Origin of the sequence: Anabaena cylindrica UHCC 0172 (genome assembly GCF_034931625.1) — a bacterium.
In the GTDB taxonomy this organism is placed as follows: Bacteria; Cyanobacteriota; Cyanobacteriia; order Cyanobacteriales; family Nostocaceae; genus Anabaena; species Anabaena cylindrica_A.
On record NZ_JAYGGY010000093.1, the window covers coordinates 16,286 to 35,388 of the forward strand.

20 protein-coding genes are annotated in these 19,103 nt (G+C 34.9%); 10 read left to right on the forward strand and 10 right to left on the reverse strand.

The window, feature by feature from the left end:
* The first annotated feature begins 90 nt into the window (after positions 1 to 90).
* Positions 91 to 1,179 carry a hypothetical protein gene (locus VB713_RS20565; RefSeq protein WP_323313408.1) on the forward strand — a complete coding sequence of 363 codons (1,089 nt, stop codon included), beginning with the start codon at positions 91 to 93 and terminating at the stop codon, positions 1,177 to 1,179.
* An 80-nt stretch (positions 1,180 to 1,259) separates the two neighbouring features.
* Here the strand turns inward: VB713_RS20565 and VB713_RS20570 are convergent, their stop codons facing one another.
* A complete protein-coding gene (locus tag VB713_RS20570) occupies positions 1,260 to 1,970 on the reverse strand; it encodes a cytochrome b/b6 domain-containing protein (RefSeq protein WP_323313365.1) in 711 nt (236 codons plus the stop codon).
* 164 nt (positions 1,971 to 2,134) lie between these two features.
* On the opposite strand from VB713_RS20570, the gene VB713_RS20575 reads away from it, so the two are divergent.
* The 5 genes from VB713_RS20575 to dacB all read left to right on the forward strand — a co-directional run bounded on the left by VB713_RS20575 (position 2,135) and on the right by dacB (position 9,203).
* Positions 2,135 to 2,956 (forward strand): DNA adenine methylase, encoded by an 822-nt coding sequence (locus tag VB713_RS20575; RefSeq protein WP_323313366.1) that lies wholly within the window; start codon positions 2,135 to 2,137, stop codon positions 2,954 to 2,956.
* Positions 2,957 to 3,321: 365 nt separating this feature from the next.
* Positions 3,322 to 3,999: a hypothetical protein gene (locus VB713_RS20580; RefSeq protein ID WP_323313367.1), complete on the forward strand. Its 678-nt coding sequence runs from the start codon at positions 3,322 to 3,324 to the stop codon at positions 3,997 to 3,999.
* Positions 4,000 to 4,022: 23 nt separating this feature from the next.
* The gene (locus VB713_RS20585) at positions 4,023 to 5,873 is read left to right on the forward strand and encodes a hypothetical protein (protein WP_323313368.1); all 1,851 of its coding nucleotides are present in this window, start codon (positions 4,023 to 4,025) and stop codon (positions 5,871 to 5,873) included.
* A gap of 1 nt (position 5,874) precedes the next feature.
* Positions 5,875 to 7,350, forward strand: a complete 1,476-nt coding sequence (locus tag VB713_RS20590) for a DUF1802 family protein (RefSeq protein ID WP_323313369.1) — start codon at positions 5,875 to 5,877, stop codon at positions 7,348 to 7,350.
* A 272-nt stretch (positions 7,351 to 7,622) separates the two neighbouring features.
* Positions 7,623 to 9,203 carry a D-alanyl-D-alanine carboxypeptidase/D-alanyl-D-alanine-endopeptidase gene (gene dacB / locus VB713_RS20595; protein ID WP_323313370.1) on the forward strand — a complete coding sequence of 527 codons (1,581 nt, stop codon included), beginning with the start codon at positions 7,623 to 7,625 and terminating at the stop codon, positions 9,201 to 9,203.
* 121 nt (positions 9,204 to 9,324) lie between these two features.
* Here dacB and VB713_RS20600 read toward each other — a convergent pair whose 3' ends face one another.
* The 8 genes from VB713_RS20600 to VB713_RS20635 are packed head-to-tail and all read right to left on the reverse strand — an operon-like array spanning position 9,325 to position 13,362.
* Positions 9,325 to 9,987 (reverse strand): Na(+)/H(+) antiporter subunit B, encoded by a 663-nt coding sequence (locus VB713_RS20600; RefSeq protein ID WP_323313371.1) that lies wholly within the window; start codon positions 9,985 to 9,987, stop codon positions 9,325 to 9,327.
* Positions 9,984 to 10,550 (reverse strand): DUF4040 domain-containing protein, encoded by a 567-nt coding sequence (locus VB713_RS20605; protein ID WP_323313372.1) that lies wholly within the window; start codon positions 10,548 to 10,550, stop codon positions 9,984 to 9,986. Before VB713_RS20605 ends, VB713_RS20600 begins: the two co-directional genes overlap by 4 nt.
* Positions 10,543 to 10,821: a monovalent cation/H(+) antiporter subunit G gene (locus VB713_RS20610; protein WP_323313373.1), complete on the reverse strand. Its 279-nt coding sequence runs from the start codon at positions 10,819 to 10,821 to the stop codon at positions 10,543 to 10,545. Before VB713_RS20610 ends, VB713_RS20605 begins: the two co-directional genes overlap by 8 nt.
* A complete protein-coding gene (locus VB713_RS20615) occupies positions 10,818 to 11,075 on the reverse strand; it encodes a hypothetical protein (protein WP_323313374.1) in 258 nt (85 codons plus the stop codon). Before VB713_RS20615 ends, VB713_RS20610 begins: the two co-directional genes overlap by 4 nt.
* Positions 11,076 to 11,077: 2 nt before the next feature.
* Positions 11,078 to 11,458, reverse strand: coding sequence for a cation:proton antiporter (locus VB713_RS20620; protein WP_323313375.1), 381 nt, complete (start codon positions 11,456 to 11,458; stop codon positions 11,078 to 11,080).
* Positions 11,455 to 12,888, reverse strand: coding sequence for a cation:proton antiporter (locus VB713_RS20625; protein WP_323313376.1), 1,434 nt, complete (start codon positions 12,886 to 12,888; stop codon positions 11,455 to 11,457). The genes VB713_RS20620 and VB713_RS20625 overlap by 4 nt, the downstream gene beginning before the upstream one ends.
* Positions 12,885 to 13,220, reverse strand: coding sequence for a cation:proton antiporter subunit C (locus VB713_RS20630; protein ID WP_323313377.1), 336 nt, complete (start codon positions 13,218 to 13,220; stop codon positions 12,885 to 12,887). The genes VB713_RS20625 and VB713_RS20630 overlap by 4 nt, the downstream gene beginning before the upstream one ends.
* A gap of 13 nt (positions 13,221 to 13,233) precedes the next feature.
* Complete coding sequence (locus VB713_RS20635; protein ID WP_323313378.1) at positions 13,234 to 13,362, reverse strand: hypothetical protein; 129 nt, start codon at positions 13,360 to 13,362, stop codon at positions 13,234 to 13,236.
* 49 nt (positions 13,363 to 13,411) lie between these two features.
* Here VB713_RS20635 and VB713_RS20640 point away from each other — a divergent pair, with 49 nt between their 5' ends.
* From VB713_RS20640 to VB713_RS20650, 3 genes are read left to right on the forward strand one after another with little or no spacing between them, the layout of a single operon-like run.
* Positions 13,412 to 14,539: an ATP-binding protein gene (locus tag VB713_RS20640; RefSeq protein WP_323313379.1), complete on the forward strand. Its 1,128-nt coding sequence runs from the start codon at positions 13,412 to 13,414 to the stop codon at positions 14,537 to 14,539.
* A 9-nt stretch (positions 14,540 to 14,548) separates the two neighbouring features.
* Positions 14,549 to 16,048, forward strand: a complete 1,500-nt coding sequence (locus tag VB713_RS20645) for an ABC transporter permease subunit (RefSeq protein ID WP_323313380.1) — start codon at positions 14,549 to 14,551, stop codon at positions 16,046 to 16,048.
* Positions 16,049 to 16,085: 37 nt separating this feature from the next.
* Positions 16,086 to 17,027 (forward strand): GNAT family N-acetyltransferase, encoded by a 942-nt coding sequence (locus VB713_RS20650; RefSeq protein WP_323313381.1) that lies wholly within the window; start codon positions 16,086 to 16,088, stop codon positions 17,025 to 17,027.
* A gap of 100 nt (positions 17,028 to 17,127) precedes the next feature.
* Here the strand turns inward: VB713_RS20650 and VB713_RS20655 are convergent, their stop codons facing one another.
* Positions 17,128 to 17,523, reverse strand: coding sequence for a 6-carboxytetrahydropterin synthase (locus VB713_RS20655; RefSeq protein WP_323313382.1), 396 nt, complete (start codon positions 17,521 to 17,523; stop codon positions 17,128 to 17,130).
* A gap of 455 nt (positions 17,524 to 17,978) precedes the next feature.
* Here VB713_RS20655 and VB713_RS20660 point away from each other — a divergent pair, with 455 nt between their 5' ends.
* Positions 17,979 to 18,494 carry a fatty acid hydroxylase gene (locus VB713_RS20660; RefSeq protein ID WP_323313383.1) on the forward strand — a complete coding sequence of 172 codons (516 nt, stop codon included), beginning with the start codon at positions 17,979 to 17,981 and terminating at the stop codon, positions 18,492 to 18,494.
* The last annotated feature ends 609 nt before the right edge of the window (positions 18,495 to 19,103 follow it).

Here is a 19,103-nt window from a genome sequence, read left to right on the forward strand (position 1 = left end):
CACGCAGAGGCGCAAAGAAGAAATTACTCTGTGTTCCTCTGCGCTAACCTCAGCGTACCTCTGCGTTTTACCCTCCCTCTTAATGCCATCATGCAGCATTTACAGCAACTATTAGCAACAGAAAACTCACAATTAGCCCAAGTATTAAGGTTTAGTTTATACGGACTAGAAGCAGCCTTAAATAAAGCGCAGATAGAATACCCAGAAGACCCAGGAAATCAGGTATGTGAACAAGTATTGCAAGAAATTCACGACCTTTTAGAACCGACACCTGTTACGGAGATTCAGGTTAGTGGTGAATTCAAATTAATTTACTTACGTGAGGTTTTCAACTCTGACTTAGAACTTAATTTTTATCTAGGAAATTCTCCTTTACAAAGTCAAAATGATGCTGATTTATGGAATGAAGTTCACCGCTATTTATTGCGAGTTCCAGAAGATTTAGCTACTAATTGGCGACATCGGGCTTTAGAAATAGCTCAAAAATTAGGTGCTTCAGAAGATTATGTAAATCTTTATCATTTGCCATTTATCCGTGATGAAATCATCTATCCAGGGTTAAATGGTGCTGTTAAAGCTAGAGGTTTATGTTTGTCAAAAAAAGTATTTTTAAAGTCAGAAATTGCCCAGATATATAATTCTGAAGATTTGCATTTACCAGCAGGGTTTGTACTTCTATATATGAAGTTGATTGAGATAGAACCTGACTTACATCATGCCTTAAAGAGTGTGTTTAGTTTTGATGTTGTTTCTTTACATGACAAGCCAGAACATCACCATTTATATATTGAGGCATTGAGCGATCGCTTGCAACGTATCCAAAAAACCAGTGAAAATACTGACTCAATTTTAAATTTACGTGCTTGGATTGACATAGATGAAGCTATACATTCCTTAGTATTTGTCCCCCCAGCCGAGCGTTATTCATGGTGGGGAAAGCTACAACAAGAATCACGGCGCATCCTCAAAAAAGTAGCCAATAAAGCCATCAAAGCAGGACATGACGTGCGAATTAAGCAATTATCAGGACTGTATGCTGATGTTTGTGCTTATACTAAAGATGATCTACAACTAGACTGTGGCGGTACACCAGGAGAAGTTTTAACTTGTCTGCGATTATACACACGAATTAATCAAGAAGAAAATCCAGGAAGAGTTATATTTCGCTCTTTACGCTAAATTGACTCCTAGCCCTAACGCAAAGACTTTTATGGCCTACGCCACGCTATCAGCAAGCCTCTTTAGAGAAATGTCTAAATTTATGATTCACCACCAGAAAAAAATAACGGTGACACAAATGCAGTTATGATGCCAATTAATACAATCGCTTCAATAATTTTCAGAGATAAATTATTTTCATTTTGAAAATTATTACGAAAATTACTCAACCAACTACGGAAACGACTATACCAGTTTTTAGGACTTTCTTCTGGGCGGAATTTCCATGACAGCATTGACAGTAATAATGGCGCACCACCGACTTTACTAGACATCAAAACATGAATTGCTAAACAGCAAACCATAATCACCCAAGCTATGAGGTGAAAAGAATACCAAATATGATCAAGTTCACCTATTGGTAGCCATTCTTCTTTCATCATTCTGCCAGATGTCACCGCTAAAACTGAAGCGATAAGCATTAGAGTATTTGCTAAACGTTGCAGACTTACCCACCAAATTGGTTTGCCCACTTGAGTGAGTTTTTGGATAGAGTCTGCTTGTAGTAGGCGCTTTTTTCCAGCATGAAAACTATAAAGTGCAAAAGCTGGTAATAAAATTAAAAAAAATAAACCTACAGTTCCATGAATATCTTGAATTGGATCAATTTTGGGAATGGGAATTTTACCAAATCGTTTGTCAAAGGAGTTGTAAACTAAGAATCCGCTAATTATGGCAGCAATTACTAAAATTCCACTGACACCATGCAGAAGTCGCAATAATAAAGGTTGATAAGGTGCTGAACGAGTCATAAGCTGATTTGGTAAATTTTTTAATAGGCTAATTCTACAGTAGATATGCCATTCAAAATATATAATATTTTAGGCGCTACCTAAAAAGATTTTACATTAACTGTTGAAATCATACATTTTACAGAATTGATAAAAACCTAAAAATTATATAATATCATTTCGTTATGATTAAAAGTCCTCTCCGTTATCCTGGTGGAAAATCAAGAGCAATTAAGCAAATATCGGAATATTTGCCAGAAAGCTTTTCAGAATTTAGAGAACCTTTTGTTGGTGGTGGTTCTGTTTTTATTTACTTAAAACAAAAATATCCTCAATTAAAGATTGAGATTAACGATTTAAACCGAGAATTATTTCTTTTTTGGTATTTAGCTCAATCTGATTTATCTAAATTAGTTGCAGAGATTCGTTATGTCAAAGAAAAATATCAAGATGGAAAATTATTGTTTTCAGATTTAACTACTGTAGATGTTGATAGTTTATCAGATTTAGAAAGAGCAGTACGCTTTTTTGTTCTTAATAGAATTACTTTTTCAGGAACTGTAGAATCAGGTGGTTTTTCTATGGAAGCTTTTCATAGCAGGTTTACTGATTCATCTATAGATAGATTGGAGAAATTAGCAGATATTTTAACAGCAGATATAAAAGTTACTAATTTAGATTACAGTCAAATATTAAATGCAGAAGACAAAGATGTTTTCATATTTTTAGATCCTCCATATTTCAAAGCTGAAAAATCTAAATTATATGGAAAAAAAGGAAATTTACATACTGGATTTAATCATGAAAAATTTGCTGATGATTTAAAATCATGTCCTCACAAATGGTTAATTACTTATGACGATTCACCACAAATTATAGATAATTTTCAATGGGCAAATATTTACGAATGGGAATTACAGTATGGGATGAATAATTATAAACAAAGTGGTGCTGCTAAAGGTAAAGAACTATTCATTAGTAATTATGAAGTTAAACGCGATTTATAAACAACTTAAAAAATAAAAATATGATAGCTATACAAAATATATATGTGTTTTTATCATTTATATTGAGCCATTATTTTCATAATGAATTGAGTTTAGATTTTTGTCTTTATAAGAGGATATTTTAAAAGTTATGGCTGAAGGTTAACCTTTAAAAACATCTTTCTTATTAAATAACTAATATCACACTTTTTTTTGTATTATGTGATGGGTTAATTTATTAATTACGTAAATTCTCGGTTGCTTTTTAGGTTGATAAATTAAGTTATTTGTCAGCAATATCTAGAAAATAAACAATATTTTGGCTTTGACGCAATGAATAATACAATCATTATTATAATAATCTTAGTTATTTAACACACATCATCATGAGTCCAAAGACAAAGGATTTACAGGCGAGTTACGCTCAAACACGCTTGCTGCTTGCGTTGTGGGATTTGGGAGCAAATCAGCAGAAAGTGGCTAGGGGTAAATTAAGCAAGCGGATAGTGTCTAAGGGTCAGAAAATGACCGACTATCAGGGTATTTTAGAGGATTTGGAAACACAGAGTGCGATCGCAATTTCCAAAAAAGGCAATACAGTCAGTTATACTCTCACGTCACCAATAGGTTTAGAAGTATTGGGTGCGGGCTTGCGTAGTGGTGATTTTAAGTTTGAGGGGAATATTGTTGGGACTTGGGCTGCTAATGCGTTGTTACGGTGGATAGCTCAAATTGATGTAGTTGCTGCACCGGTTGCTTCAGGCAATGGGGTTAAAGATGAGTTAATTGGTTCTTATGAGGAGTTTAAGTCCGAGATTCTTGATTTATTTGACAAGTTAGACAAAAGCTATAGCCATGCTGGGTTAGTTCCTATTTGGCAGATACGTAAAGAGGTAGGAAATCGGTTGCAACGCGATCAATTTAATACTTGGATAATGGATATGCAAGCAGAGCAATTGTTATATCTTCAAAGTGGAGAAGCACGAGGATCAACGGAAGATCAAAAACAAGACTCTATCAACAGTGAAATTAGAGGTCTTCTGTTCTTCGCTAGTAAACCTTGATAAAAGTAAAGTAGAGAAAAATCATGTCAAATACAGATATATATGCCTTATTTGAACAAGCACGTCAAAAATCTGTAAATCCTTTTAGTTTGATTCCAGTAATTACAGATAACGAGGTTTGGGGCGAAGTTATCACTAATTTACCTGGACTTAATCAACATATTGATGAAAGAATTTTTGATGCCATTACTGAAGTACGCCAAAAGTATTCTCCCAAAATTGGAATTGCAATTAAAGGTGATAGAGGTACTGGTAAAAGTCATATTATCCATAGGTTATGGAAAAAAATAACACAAGAAGGAGGTTCTGTTTTTGCCTATATAGGTCCTTGTGCTAATCCTAAACGAATTAATTCTCATGTACGATTTTACTTGGCTGATAGTTTTACTCATCAAGATAGTAAAGGAATTACCCAATGGCAAAAATTAGCAGCAGCAGCGATTAATACTTTAAAAGGAACAGAATTTGAGGATAAATACATAAGCTATATTAATAAATGTTATTCACCTGATGAATTACGAAAATATATTGTAGCAAGTCAAAATAAAGCTACTTTATCAGAATTTTTTGATGAATTAGTTGAAGCGATATTAGAAAATCAAACTGGAATTGATTTCAATTTTATTAGAGCAATATTATTTTTGCTTTTAAAAAATGTCAAAGTTGCTCAAATTGCTTTAGCTTGGATTAAAGGTGAGGATCATTCAGAAACTAAAAAATTAGGATTACCTGAATTTTCAGTTGATTTACAAGAAGATAAATCTATCTGGATGATGCAACAAATTTGCAAATTAGCTGAAATAGCATCATTGCCAGTTTTAATTTGTTTTGATCAACTCGATAGTGCTGGTACTGATAGTGATTCTGGAGATAGTCCTGCTCAAACTGTTGCTAAATGTATCGATCAAATTTACCTTAAATGTAGTAATGTAATTCTTATTTGCTGCGTTATTAGTGACACATGGCGAGAAATTGAACAAATGGGAAGTGGTATCCCAGATCGAGTTGGTCAAAGATCGGTTAGAGCCAAACCACCTACTATTGAACAGACTATAGAATTGGTTAAGCTCAGACTAGATTGGTTTTACAAAAATAATAGTCTTAACTCTGAAAATTATCCTCATTTATATCCTTTTGACGAAAGCAAAATTAAACATATTGCTAGTGAATCTGCTGGTGCGCGTTCTCTAATGAAATGGTGTGCTGATGAATTTGAAAAAGTCATAATTCAAAGACCAGATTTACCTAAAATAATTCCTCCATTTATACCAGCAGAAAATGAAGATGAGAAGAAAAAGAAAACTTTTTTGGAGAAGCACGAGGAGTTGCTTAAACGAATTCGTATACCCATGAAGGATGATGATCAGTTAGCAGCAATTATAACTTGTGCCATGAATATGATTCCTAATGGTGGTACAGCAAATGTAGTAATTCAAGAAGTGAAAAAAATTTCTGATGCAACACATGATTTACATTTTATTATCTCTGGTTATGACTGTTTGCATAAGTGTCAGGTCAAAATCGGTGTAAGAATATGTGAAACTACAAATGGTAAAACCTTTAATGCAGTAATGACGAGGTTAGTAAACTACCATAAATACGGACTTACTCGTGGTTGTTTAATCCGTTCTACTGATGTTCCGAGAAGTTGGAAAATTGGATATGCGCTGAAAGAAAAACTGGAAAAAGAACAGGGAGGTGAGGTGGTGGTGTTGAAAAAAAATGATATTAAATCTCTAGTAGCAATTCAGAAAATTTATGAACAAGCTGAAGACTATGGATTTACTAAAGAAGAAGTAAAACAATTTGTTAAAGATTTAAATCTTGCTGCTGATAATCTATTAATTTGTGAAATTTTAAGTGCGCCGATGTGATATGAGTATTCAGATAATTAACGGAATTCAATTACCAGTTTTTGATGTGGAAATGCTGGCTTTAGGGAAATTGATTGTAGTACCTTTCAAGCAGTTTCAAAGTGAAGGTAAATCATTTTGGTTATATCCATGTCAAAAACTTCCAAATAATCTCAGCTTAGAGGAATACTATCAACCTGAATATTTAGAAAAAGCTAAAAAGTCTTTAACTAAATATTCAACATACCCTATTCATCTTAAATTTTGGGCGCGTTGTGAATATCAATGGCGTATTAATCCTGAGCAAAAGTACCTTTTACCGAAAATTGCACAATCAACAATTTGGAATTTGACTGCTTTAGAAAATATATTTAAACAGCATAAAGTTCTCAAATTATTGATATTGCGAGTTTATTATCTTTCTGAATCTTGCATAGTTAATATACCAACAGATACAGGTTCATTTTATTGGAATAAATCTGAGGATATAATAAACAATGCAAGTGAAAATGATATTCCTGTGGTTTCTGATTCTAGTTTTAGCCAACGGAAAAGTCTAATTTTATCTGAAAATATTTCTCCATATAAAAATATGGAATCTTTACAGTTTCAATGTCAAACTCTTTCAGAAACTAATCAAGACATTGAACAGCTAAATCACGAAATTAAGCAATTTTTAGGCTGGTATAGTGTTCCACCTATTCCAAAATTAGATCAAAGTCTGGATTGGATAAAAACAATCGCTGATGTTGGTAATTCTAGTGATGGTAACGAATTTGAAAAACTAGTTCGCAAAAGCTTTGTTAAATTAGGTTTTTCTTGTTCTAACACAAATTCTAAAGCTAACTTAGATCCTGATAAATTAGGCGGTGCTGGTGGTGTAGATTTTTATTGCGAGTATCCTTATCAAGTAGTAGGAGAATGTAAAGCAACTAAAACAGAAAAAGTCCCTAGTAAAACACCAGGACAATTAATACAACTAGGTAAAAATCATCTTCAAGAAAAGTATGATAATTGTCTTAAATTAATTGTTGCTGCTGGAGAACTAACCAATGATGCTTTATTAACTACAGTAAATAATGGAATTTATATGATTCGTCCAGAAACTTTGCAGAATCTAGTAGAACTACAAAACAAGTATCAAAACTCAATCAACTTGTTAGAACTTAAAGAGTGTTTACAACAAGCAGCCTATGGTTTAGCTGACGAGAAAATTAATGAATATATTGATAAAGTTGAAAAAGAGATTAAATTGCGATCTCATATTATCCAACTGGTGAAAAACTATCTACAAAATTCAGGAATAGAATCTGCTGGAGTTGACACTTTACATGGTGCATATTTTGGTTCAAATCCACCACAACCATTAAAACCAGGAGAAATGTATGAAATTTTAATAGAACTATCATCACCCCTCACGGGATATTTAGGAAGAATTAAATCAAGTGATCGGAAAACCGATAAATTTTACTACTTACGTGACTTACCAATTAATTAAAAAATAACTCTCTTCTTTGCGTCTTTCATGATTTTGAAAAGAACAAACTTTCAATTCCTTGATTGCCCTAATCTAAAGTTTTTAATACATCAGTCACCACTTTTAAAACATCTTCTTAGATATATTTATAGAATGGAAGAGTGCCTATGTAGACTTCCAAAAAGGTCAACAACGCACCCAAATAGATAACCATAATGGGTAATTGGTAAACTTCAAGCTTGCATAACTCAATTCAAATTTACTCAACTGTGCTTAAATTTAGTGGACATAACATGATATATAAGAACATTTTGACGTTGCATGATTATGTTTCGCGCAGAGACGCGAAGGAGCAGAGGCGCAAAGTTTTAAATTTTGATAGCTTGCGTGGCGTAGCCATATTTTGTAATTTCAGCAAGTCTAAAATTTCTATTAGTTTGATATTTCTATTTCTTGGTATTCAAGTTGGTGTTAATCAGCAAGTAGTTCAAGCACAAACTACACCAGTTACTAATACAAAGTTAACCTGCTCTAATCAACTTAAGTCATCTATAGATGCCGTTGTTAATCGTCCTTTATTTAATAGAATGCGCTGGGGAATTTTAGTCAAACCTCTCGTATCTACAAAAACTATTTATAGTCTAGATAGCAATAAATACTTTATTCCCGCTTCTAATGCCAAGTTATTTACTACCGCTGCTGCATTGCAAAAATTAGGGAAAGATTTTCGCATTCGTACTTCTATTTATCAAGATGGTGATGGTGTTTTACGTGTTGTTGGTAGAGGAGATCCTAGTTTAAAGAATACTCAATTAACAATATTAGCAAAACAACTATATCAAAAAGGTATTCGTGAAGTTAAGCAGTTAATTGCTGATGATAGTTATTTTCAAGGTGAAATTGTTCATCCTAGTTGGCAATGGGAAGATGTACAGGCTTATTATGGCGCACCAGTTAACAGTTTGATTGTGAATGAGAATGCTTCTGTATTAACATTATCACCTCAAAATATCGGGCAACCTCTAAAAATTAATTGGGCTGAACCTATAGAATCATATTGGTGGAAAGTTGAAAATAATTCTGTAACTACTCAAGAAGATGAACTAGGTTATGTGGAAGTTACCCGTGATTTAAAGGGGCAAATATTACGTATTAAAGGACAGTTAGCTGTCAATTCTAAACCTGATATCACAGCTTTGGCTGTTTTTAATCCCATTGAAAATTTTTTAAGACATTTCCATCTAAGTTTAGCAACACAGGGAATTACTGTTAAACAAACCTCTTTTAGCAGAAATTCTAGTAAAAATGAACAAGAGATAGCAGCTATTGAATCTCCACTTTTGTCTGAGTTATTAGTGGAAACGAATATTAATAGTAATAATTTATATGCGGAAGCTTTACTCAGAACTTTAGCTAATAAACAACCATTACCAAAAAATAAAACTACTGCTGATGTAGGGTTGCAAGTTTTAAAGACTACTTTAACTGAATTAGGAGTTGATCCAGAAAGCTATATTATTGTAGATGGTTCTGGGTTATCTCGCAAAAACTTAATCAGTCCAGCAGCTTTGGTACAACTTTTACAAAGTATGAATCAATCTTCCCAAGCTAAAGTTTTTCGTGATTCTTTACCTGTTGCAGGTATGAGTGGAACTTTAAAAAATCGCTTTCAGAACACATCTGCTGAGGGAATCGTTCAAGCAAAAACAGGCACTATGACTGGTGTAGTTTCCCTTTCAGGATATGTAAATGCGCCTAATTATGAGCCTTTGGTTTTTAGTATGATAGTAAATCAATCTGAACAACCTGCAAGTGTAGTTAGAAAAGCTATGGATGAAATTGTGATTTTATTAACGCAGTTAAAGCGATGTTAAGATTATGCTAGATGTTTTATCGGTAACGGTACTAACTTTTCTAGTTGATTAGCAACATCTACCTGATGACATCTATGCCATGCACCATTATATTAATATTGTCCATATAAATCCAATTCAATCACAACAAACCCCGATAACGAATAAAAATCAAAACTACCGCCCAAGAACCCAAGGCTACCTTAACAGCCACAAGGATATTTAATATTGGCAAAATTCCACCACTAAAAAGCGTTCCTAACTCCCCATGAGGTAACTCTATTCCCGATAAAGTTATCACTGCTAATACAATAAAAACCAAAACCGAAACCTTCTCCCAAGTAGCAGCGTGCCAACGTTGATAAATCTCCTGCATCCATTGATATGATGAAGTAATTGCTATTAATCCTATCGCTGTTCCACCCGCCACGCCAGCAGCAAAACCACCACCCGGACTTAAATGTCCTCTAATTGCTAATTCAATGCCTACTAATGCCGCAATTGTTGCTCCCAAACGAGCTAAAATGATGGATGGTTTATCTTTGAATTGATAGATTGTACAGGATGGAGTTTCATTAGCAAGTAAAAAATTAGCTCCGAGAATGGCAATACTAAATACAACCACTTCAAAAATAGTATCATATAGCCGATTTCGGAAAATAATACCTGATACTGCATTCGGAACACCACTTTCTTTAACTACTGTTTCCACAATGGAAATATCTGATAAGTTAGGTGCTGAATCAGGCATGAGCAAAATTTTTACAAACAAAGCTATTCCCGCTAAAATATAAACCCATTTCATGAATGCTTATCTCCTGAATCTAAAACATTGATATAAGTTAAAGTTGTGTTTGGTGAAGAAAGTTCACTTTCTATAATGTTATAGATGCGTTGTACTCGAATTGCAGTTTGATAGGTTTCTTGTGCTTGATCAGTTTGTGCTAATGACGCACAGGTAGCATGAACTTCTTTTTCCGTTAACGCCTTTTGCAAACATTTGCTACTGTTATAAGGTACGATTTCCAAACGCATATAATGTTTACTAAAAATGCTGCGGAAGTCGTTGATAAGTTCCTGAAAATTGCTCTCTTGATTTTTTTCTATTAATTGATCTTCAATCACACCAAGACGCAAAACTAAAGAAGAACGTACAGCTATAGCATAAAGGGCAATAGATAAAACCGTACCCATTAATGCTTCTGTTAAAGCCACATCCCCTGCACCTAAAACAGCATCTACCAGTGCTGCTACTGCACCTAATACCCCACGAATTACTAAAGCATGATAGGGGTTAACTTGAGTTACTAACATCCCCGCAGTTAAGGGTAACAAAGCAATAATTATATAGAGATAAGAATCATTCATTTTTTGCCTCTTCAGTTGAACAATATGCTACTACATAACCAAGCATGGTATTCCAAATTGCTAAGGAAATAATGCCTAAAATTAGTAATGGCCATTCGCTGGGTATTTTTAGTAATAGTCCGACAATAATAAGCATGGAACCAAGAGTATCAGCAACCGAAAGACCATGTAATTTGAATAGGACTGATTTGTTACTAACTAAATGAGCAGTTCCCCAAAACCAAAAAAAGATGCCGATACCTATCAAGGTATAACTGATAATATTAATCATGCTTCATTTAACCTTCTCAAAATATGTGCTAATAACATGAATCCGGCATTTCCTACACTTAAAATAATCACTGCTACCACGCCAATCATCCAGTCATCACGCATCACGGATATGAGCAGAATAATGATTGATACCTTGCTGGAAATACTACCAAATGCTAACATTAATTGCCAAGTATTATCAGTTTTCCATACTTCATAAATGGGGATGAGCAAAGCTGCAATCATGGCTAGTACAACAATTTCAAAATTCATAATTATTTACCTTTTCTAGTAATTCTATGAACTTCGTAGAATCCTTTTTTATTGTGATTTACAACTATGGTTTTCGGTGTAAATGTAATCAAAAATATATCCATAAAAACCAACAGTGAAGAATGTTTATGTTTAACTTCTTCTTGGATGATTTCTTCCTGATTATGGGGATATAAAATAATTTCAAATGCTTCCTTAAAAGCTACAAGAGTTGCAACCAATACTTGAAATAAAACTTTTAACCATTCTGTTAATTTTGCTCGAGATGTGTAACCACGTGGTAAAATAAACGCAATGATTACTCCAATAATAATATTGGTTACACTAAAATCAGAAGTGAGCAAAAACCAAATTGTTAGTCTTAATATCACATTTTCTATCATGCTAATGCCATCCAAAATAGCAGAATTATAGTTAAACTCATCACACCAATCAAATGATCAAATTCTTCAAATACACGGGGTAGATATATTGCTAACCGTTTGAAAATCAAATGATATGCCAACCAACCAACGCCGATAATTGCAATCGCTTTAATTATATCGGCAATATTATAGGCTTTCAGGTAGACAACATTTGCCACAACTAAACTAGTAATCAAAAATATTACTACTTGCCAAAAAGCCGGTTTTGCTTTCTGTTCCTCTTCTTTTGTATGAGGGAGAAAGATGAATTTAGAAAAAGCTATGGCTGTGCCAACTGCTGCCACATTCATGGCTATAAACTGCCAAGATGCTAAATTTTTCATGCTTAACACCTTAGCTTCAAAACCTGACAACAAAGGAAACCCAGAAATTGATAAACTAGCGATAACTAAGACCATCCAAATCTTAGTATTAATAGGTTTATTTTCCAGTTCTTTAAAATTGCGACTGGGTAAAGAACCAGCAGTCAAAAATAAAGATGATTTTGCCAGTCCATGAGTTAGGGCATAAAAACCACCTACTGCTGGTGCAGCGAGTATCCAACCTAACTGGGAAATAGTGCTAAATGCTAACAGACGCTTGGTATCTTTTTCAAAGATGGTATAGGATACACCCATAAAAGCCGTTCCTATTCCAAAAATTCTGACTATAAAATCAATTTCTTCGGAAATGGCAGCGCAACGCAACAAGGGTAAAACACTGGCTTTAACGACGATTCCTGAAAGTAAGGCGGAAACTGGTGTTTCTGATTCTGAATGTGTTAAAGGTAGCCATAAACCAGATACAAATATCCCCGCTTTAATTAATAGTCCGAGAAAAATTAACGCTAAGGCTTCTGGTGGTGATCCCTTTAAACCTGCAAAACTAAAGGAATGATGTGTTTGATAAACCAGCACTGCACCAACCAGATAAAATAACATGGCTGTGTTGCTAACAAATAAATAGCGTAAACCTACCCAAATTGAGCGATCGCTCCGGGGATATGCAATCAACAAAAAAGCACCAATACCGCTGACCTCTAAAGCCACATATAAACTGATGAAATCTGCACAGATAAAGGCCGCATTCAGGCTACCATGCACAATAATCATCTGGGCATAGAAAAAAGCAGTTTTATCACTACCCCAACAGTAGAGGACTACAGCAGCCGTTACCAGAGCATTAGTTAAGATAAAATAGGCGCTTAACTGATCAGCTACTAAAGTGATCCCAAAACTATCCAGTAAATTCAGATTTAGAGGTGATGGTTCTAGAAATAGTTGCACTGCATAAGCCGCAGATGCGATCGCACCCCACAGCGTCAAATGTCGGTTAAGTTTGGGAACTAGAAAAATAATGAACCCTAAAAAAAATGGGATTGCCACCCAAGCAATAGTAATGGTATTCATGGCGTATTATTGTTCTCAATCTCGTTACTTTCCAACGTCGGATTATCCCGTGCCAACTTCATGACACCAACCAGCATCAAAGCCTGAATCGAAAAACCGATGACGATCGCTGTTAAAATCACTGCTTGGGGAACAGGATCAGCATAAGCAGCTTTTTTTACCTCAGAAATAATGGGAGTAAATAATCCCGCTTGTGATGCAATTAGCACATAAAAGGCAATCACCCCCGTACTCATCACATCCATTGAAACAATCTTCATCACCAGGTTTTTTTTGAGGATGATGCCGAAAAACCCGCACAGTATTGTTGCCAGTACGCACGCTTGTAACACAAAAATTACCTATTTAATAATTTAATAAGGGATAGGGGATGTATCCCCGACTTACTTGAGTGGGGACTTGGATATTACGTTGTTTTTTAGTTGTATAAAGTGTTAAATTACTAATAGCACGAATTTGTAGTGCTAATTTCATCAAAGCACGAAATTATTTAAATGATAACCATAGTTACATCTAATGATTTATGCTCTCCCTCAAAGCGCCAACCACAATTAGAAACGAGAAACCCGTGAACTTGGATTTATCTACTTCTTTGCAATTAATTGGGCGTTCCCTAGAATTTCAGCGCATTGTAGAAATACTGATCCAGGATGGTGACTTGCTGATTACCGGAGTACCTGGAAGTGGAAGACGAACTCTAGTCAGGATCGCGGCCCAGGAAGTGAGCGCCGTTGTTTTGGATATAGATTGTATCCGCGCTACAGATGGGGAAAGATTTCTGCACTTACTAGCAGAAGCGATCAACCAAAACTGGGAAGCCAAAAAAATCGAAAAATGGGTTAACCAGAATGCAAGTGAGTTCTTTATTTTTAATCCTGAAAGTAAACTTAAATTATTACATTCCCTAAATCAAAAACAGCTATGGCAAGCATTTATCATCTTGCTTGAACTATTGCAAACTATGGCTAATGATTTAGAGCAAAGAGTAGTTTTAATTTTGCAAAGTTTCCCGCATATTCGCTCTTGGGATCGTCACAGTTTATGGGAATCAACATTTAGACAAGAAGTTAAAGCCCATCCTCATGTTAGTTACGTTTTATTGGCGACAATTGGCGAGACAAGCAATCATACAGATGAAAATAGATATTCAATAGAAACAATCCAATTAGCACCCTTAGCTAAAGATGTTTTAGCATTGTGGGCAAGAGAGATTTTACATACAGAAAATCTTAAATTTGATCCTCACTCCAAAGCATTACAAATCTTCTTAGATGCAGTCCAGGGAAACACTGGCGATGCCATGGCATTAATTCGCAGATTGTTAACTTTACAGCATCATCAAGGATTAATTACTGAACAAGAAATACAGCAAGTCATTGAAGGAATGCTCAAAGATTTATCTATAACTTATGAATCTTTATTAATGTTACTGCCTGCAAGTCAGATACATCTTTTAGAATGTTTAGCGATTGATCCTACAGACAAACCGCAAAGTAAAGAATATATCCAAAAACATGGACTTTCTAGAGGTGGTAGTCTCCAAGGTGCTTTAACTGGGTTACAAAATAAAGGTTTAATTTATAATGCTGAACAAGGTTATCGGTTAGCTTTGCCTTTATTGGCTTTATGGTTAAGACAAAAATTGAATTAATCAATAAAAATGGTGAAATGTACTTTTGAGCGTTGTTTGCATTGGTGTTTAGTACTTGGGTTCAGTTGTTGGTTATTAACTGGCTGTAGTGTCAATTCTGTTGATGGGAAAACTTTGCGAGTAGCGACTGAACCAGCATTTCCTCCTTTTGAATTGCAGGGTAAAGGTGGTGAATTAGAAGGTTTTTCAATTGATTTGATGAAGGCAGTTGCAATTGCTGCTAATTTTCAGGTAGATTTTCAAAGTTTACCGTTTGATGGCATCATCCCCGCACTGCAAGCAAAAACCATAGATGCGGCGATTAGTTCAATTACCATCACCCCAGAGAGGGCAAAGACTGTAGCTTTTTCTCGTCCTTATTTTAAAGCTGGATTAGCGATAGCTACTCGCACAGATAATCAAGATATCACTAGTTTTGATAGTCTCCAAAATAAAAAAATAGCCGTCCAAATTGGAACAACAGGCGCAGAAAAGGCTAAAAGTGTCATTGGGGCGCAAGTTAGAAGTTTTGATTCTGCACCTCTAGCACTGCAAGAACTACTCAATGGCAATGTCGATGCGGTTATTAATGATGCACCCGTAACGTTATATGCCATTAATACAAATAATCTGCAAGGAATCAAAATCATACAACAATTGCTTACAGAGGAATTTTACGGAATTGCTACCGCTCAAAATTCCCCTTATTTATCTTTGATTAATCAAGGTTTAACAAAGATATTAGAAAACGGAACTTATCAACAAATTTACCAAAAATGGTTTAAATCCACACCTCCAATATTACCAGAAAAATCACTAGTTGCAAATCAAAATACAGATAGATTAAATTCTTTTAGCTTAATATGGCAATCTTTACCCACTTTATTACTTGGCGTGTTAGTAACATTGCAATTAGCATTAATATCAATCATATTTGGTTTAATTTGCGGTTCATTAATTGGTATTTTTCGCCTTTCTGCAATTAAACCTGTAAGTTTGTTAGCGAGGGCTTATGTAGATTTTTTTCGAGGCACTCCTTTACTCGTGCAGATATTTATGATTTACTTTGGTTTACCCGCATTTTTTCAAGAACTGGGTTTTACATTTTCATTAAATCGCCTTTTAGCTGGAGTAATTGCTTTAAGTCTAAATAGTTCCGCATACATTGCTGAAATTGTCCGAGCGGGGATTCAATCAATCGAACTTGGACAAGCAGAAGCAGCCAGTTCACTGGGTTTAAATCCTTTACAAACAATGCGCCATGTTATTTTTCCCCAAGCTTTTCGGCGGATGATTCCACCTTTAGGTAATGAATTTATTAGTTTATTAAAAGACACTAGTTTAGTTGCAGTAATTGGTTTTGAAGAATTGTTCCGTAAAGGACAGCTAATAGTGGCAGGAAATTATCGTGCCTTTGAAATTTATGCTGCCGTAGCTGTAATTTATTTATGTTTAACACTGATTTTTTCTCAAGCCATTAGTCAGTTAGAAAAATGGATGAATCCGGTTAATTCAAAATTAAAAAATTAAATCTCTTCGGTTATTAGCAATTTAAAGATTCAAAAACATGAACATTTCTATTCGATTATTAGAAGAACATGAATTACCTATAGCTGATCATATATTTAGGTTAGCTTTTGGTACTTTTTTAAGGCTACCTAAACCTACAGATTTTGCTGAGGATAAAACTTACATACTTCATCGTTGGAAAACTAATCCCCAAGGAGCTTTTGCGGCTGAAGTTGATGGTAAATTAATCGGTACTAACTTGGTGACTAATTGGGGAAGTTTTGCATCTTTTGGTCCATTAAGTGTTCATCCTGATTTTTGGAACCAAGGAATAGCACAACGTCTCATTGAACCAGCAATTTCCTGTTTTACTCAATGGAATACTCAATTAGCAGGAATACATACCTTTGCACAAAGTCCTAAACATCATTCATTGTATCAAAAATTTGGTTTTCGGTTACGCTTTCTGACAACAATTCTAGGTAAGTCAGTACAAACAGCTTTACCGTTACCGCAAAATAGCAGATACTCCCAAATGAGTGAAACTGAACGCGCTGAAAGCCTGAAAGCTAGTTATCAACTCACTGATTCTATCTATTCTGGCTTAGATTTATCCCAGCAAATTCAAACAGTCCAGACTCAAAATATTGGTGATACAGTTTTTTTATGGGATGATTCAGGCTTGGCAGGATTTGCAGTTTGTCACATTGGTACTGATACAGAAGCTGGTAATGATAATTGCTTTGTTAAATTTGGTGCTGTGCGTTTAGGAAATGATGCAGAAAAACGTTTTAATCAGTTATTAGACTTATGTGAAAGTTTAACTTTAGCGGTAGGAATGTCTCGCTTAGTTGCAGGGGTAAATACCAGTCGAGAAGCTGCTTATTTGCAAATGCTATCTCGTGGTTTTCATAGTGAAATCATTGGCGTTGCTATGCACAGACCAAATGACGCAGGATACAACCGTGCGGATGTTTTTGTTTTAGATGATTGGCGTTAGTAAAAGCTGCGGAAATTCAAATTTATTCACTCAATAGAATATTTGATGTAGCAGGGAACAGAAGAGAAAAATATTATTCTTCCTCCTGACTCCTGAATTCTTACCAATCATCATCCTCGTACTCTGCCCAAGAATTAGGTGTTTCTGATACTGCTACCTTGAGTTTTACATCCGCTGGTAATCGCTTTTTAGTTTCATCATAAATATATTTAGCAATCATTTCAGCAGTTGTTTCATATTCAGGAGGTAAAACTTCATTGAGAATACAATGATCTAGTCCTCCTTGGGTTACATCTTTTTTAGCCCAACGTAAGCTTCTAAAATCGGCAACCATGACTGGGTGAGGACAGTATTCTGAAGAATGTAACTGTGATGATTTGGCTTCAATTTTCACTTTATAAGTATGACCATGCATTCTTCCGCAAGGACCTTTATAGTCTTTGATGTAGTGGGCGCTATCAAATGTGAATTCTGTTAATAATTTCCATTTAGGCATCTTAATATCACCTTTAGTAGTCGTGTAAGTTGAAGAAGGAGTCAGTAGCCTGATTCCTGTATTCTGTTTGATAAATTGTCTAGTTAGGAAAGGGAAGTCTTAATAGGGAACAGTTAATAATAGGGTGCAGCGATTTAATAATAGTTGAGAACGAAAAATAGAGGGAAAGCTTAACCTAAATTTGTACCGATTTTAACTCAATCTTTGCTCATGCTGTATGCCTTAGTAAGAAGATTGTGAGCAGCAAAGAACAAAACCCAGTATATCTATTGATTTGTAGATGTATAGTTTACTTTACCTCCTTAGCAGCAACCCAAAGGTAACTGCGATTAAGAAATGTAAAGCAGCTTAGGTATTGTAATTAATCAGCGCTTAATTATGACATGACCTAGTCTTGCATAAGTTTTGATTTTTTTTGCTCTATGCAGTTTTTCTATCAAACTTAAGGAGTTCAAATGCTTGAGGCTATCGCTGTTGCTTGGTTGTTACTGTTTTTCGGCGATTTCCTTTCAACTTTTTTCTACCACATACCTGAGCATATTTTTGGTAGCCTCCACTTGACTACACACCACTCCTGGAAAAAGAATTTCCGACACTATGCTATTTTAACATTCAATTTTCAGGTGCTTTTAGATGGTGTATTAGGAGCTTTTCCGTATCTACTTGTAGCAGTATTTCTGTGGTCTTTATCTCCAGTTGGGGTTATTTGTGGTCTACTGTTTGGTCAGTTTCATGTATGGTGGAGACATATTACCGCTTTAGGTTGGCAAACTCCTCAACCTGTGACTTTCTTATGTCAGTTGTTATTTATCACTACTCCTGAACAGCATTGGTTACACCATCAAAAAACTAATTTGGGTTTCGGTGATATTTTCACATTTTTTGACCAACCTGCTAAGATTTGGATGCGCTGGTTGCGTTTACTGAGACTTCATCTGCGTGGTTATTTAGATACTCGTGTTTCTAGTTGATTTGTATGAGTGTTACTGCTTGATGATGTTTGCTAAAAAGAAATAAATTTATTAGACGCGTATTTTGGCAATAAGTTGGCGAAGTACGCGTTTAAACTGGAAATCAAACTTATTAATTTTAATCAAGAAAGACGGGAAAGGCTGTTTTACTGGGAAAAATTGCTTTCTGAGTAGGTTCTCCTCTGAGTCTTCTTCTAGGTTATGCGATCGCAGTTTCAATCAAAATACTACGTATCATATATTATTGCTATTTTCAAAAAAACTTGGTATTTATACTTAATATAAACAGCACTAATTCGTATATTATATTATGACAATCTCATAAATATGTTACGTTAAACAACAAGTGATATTTTATACTTTTTTTGTTGTTGCGGCGGGAATAGCTTAGGGAGAGAAAATTGTTACCTTCATACCTTAGGTGTGAGCAATTGGGATTAGTGCAGAAGATAACAACGATCTTCAGCTAGTCTGAAATGGGAAATTTAGTGTAATATGTTCTGAATTAAATGTAATATCTTGCGAATCACATAAAAGAAATTTGGTAAGCATTCAGCTATCAACAGTCAGCGTTCAGCTTTTTAACGGTTACAGAAAAGATCACTATTC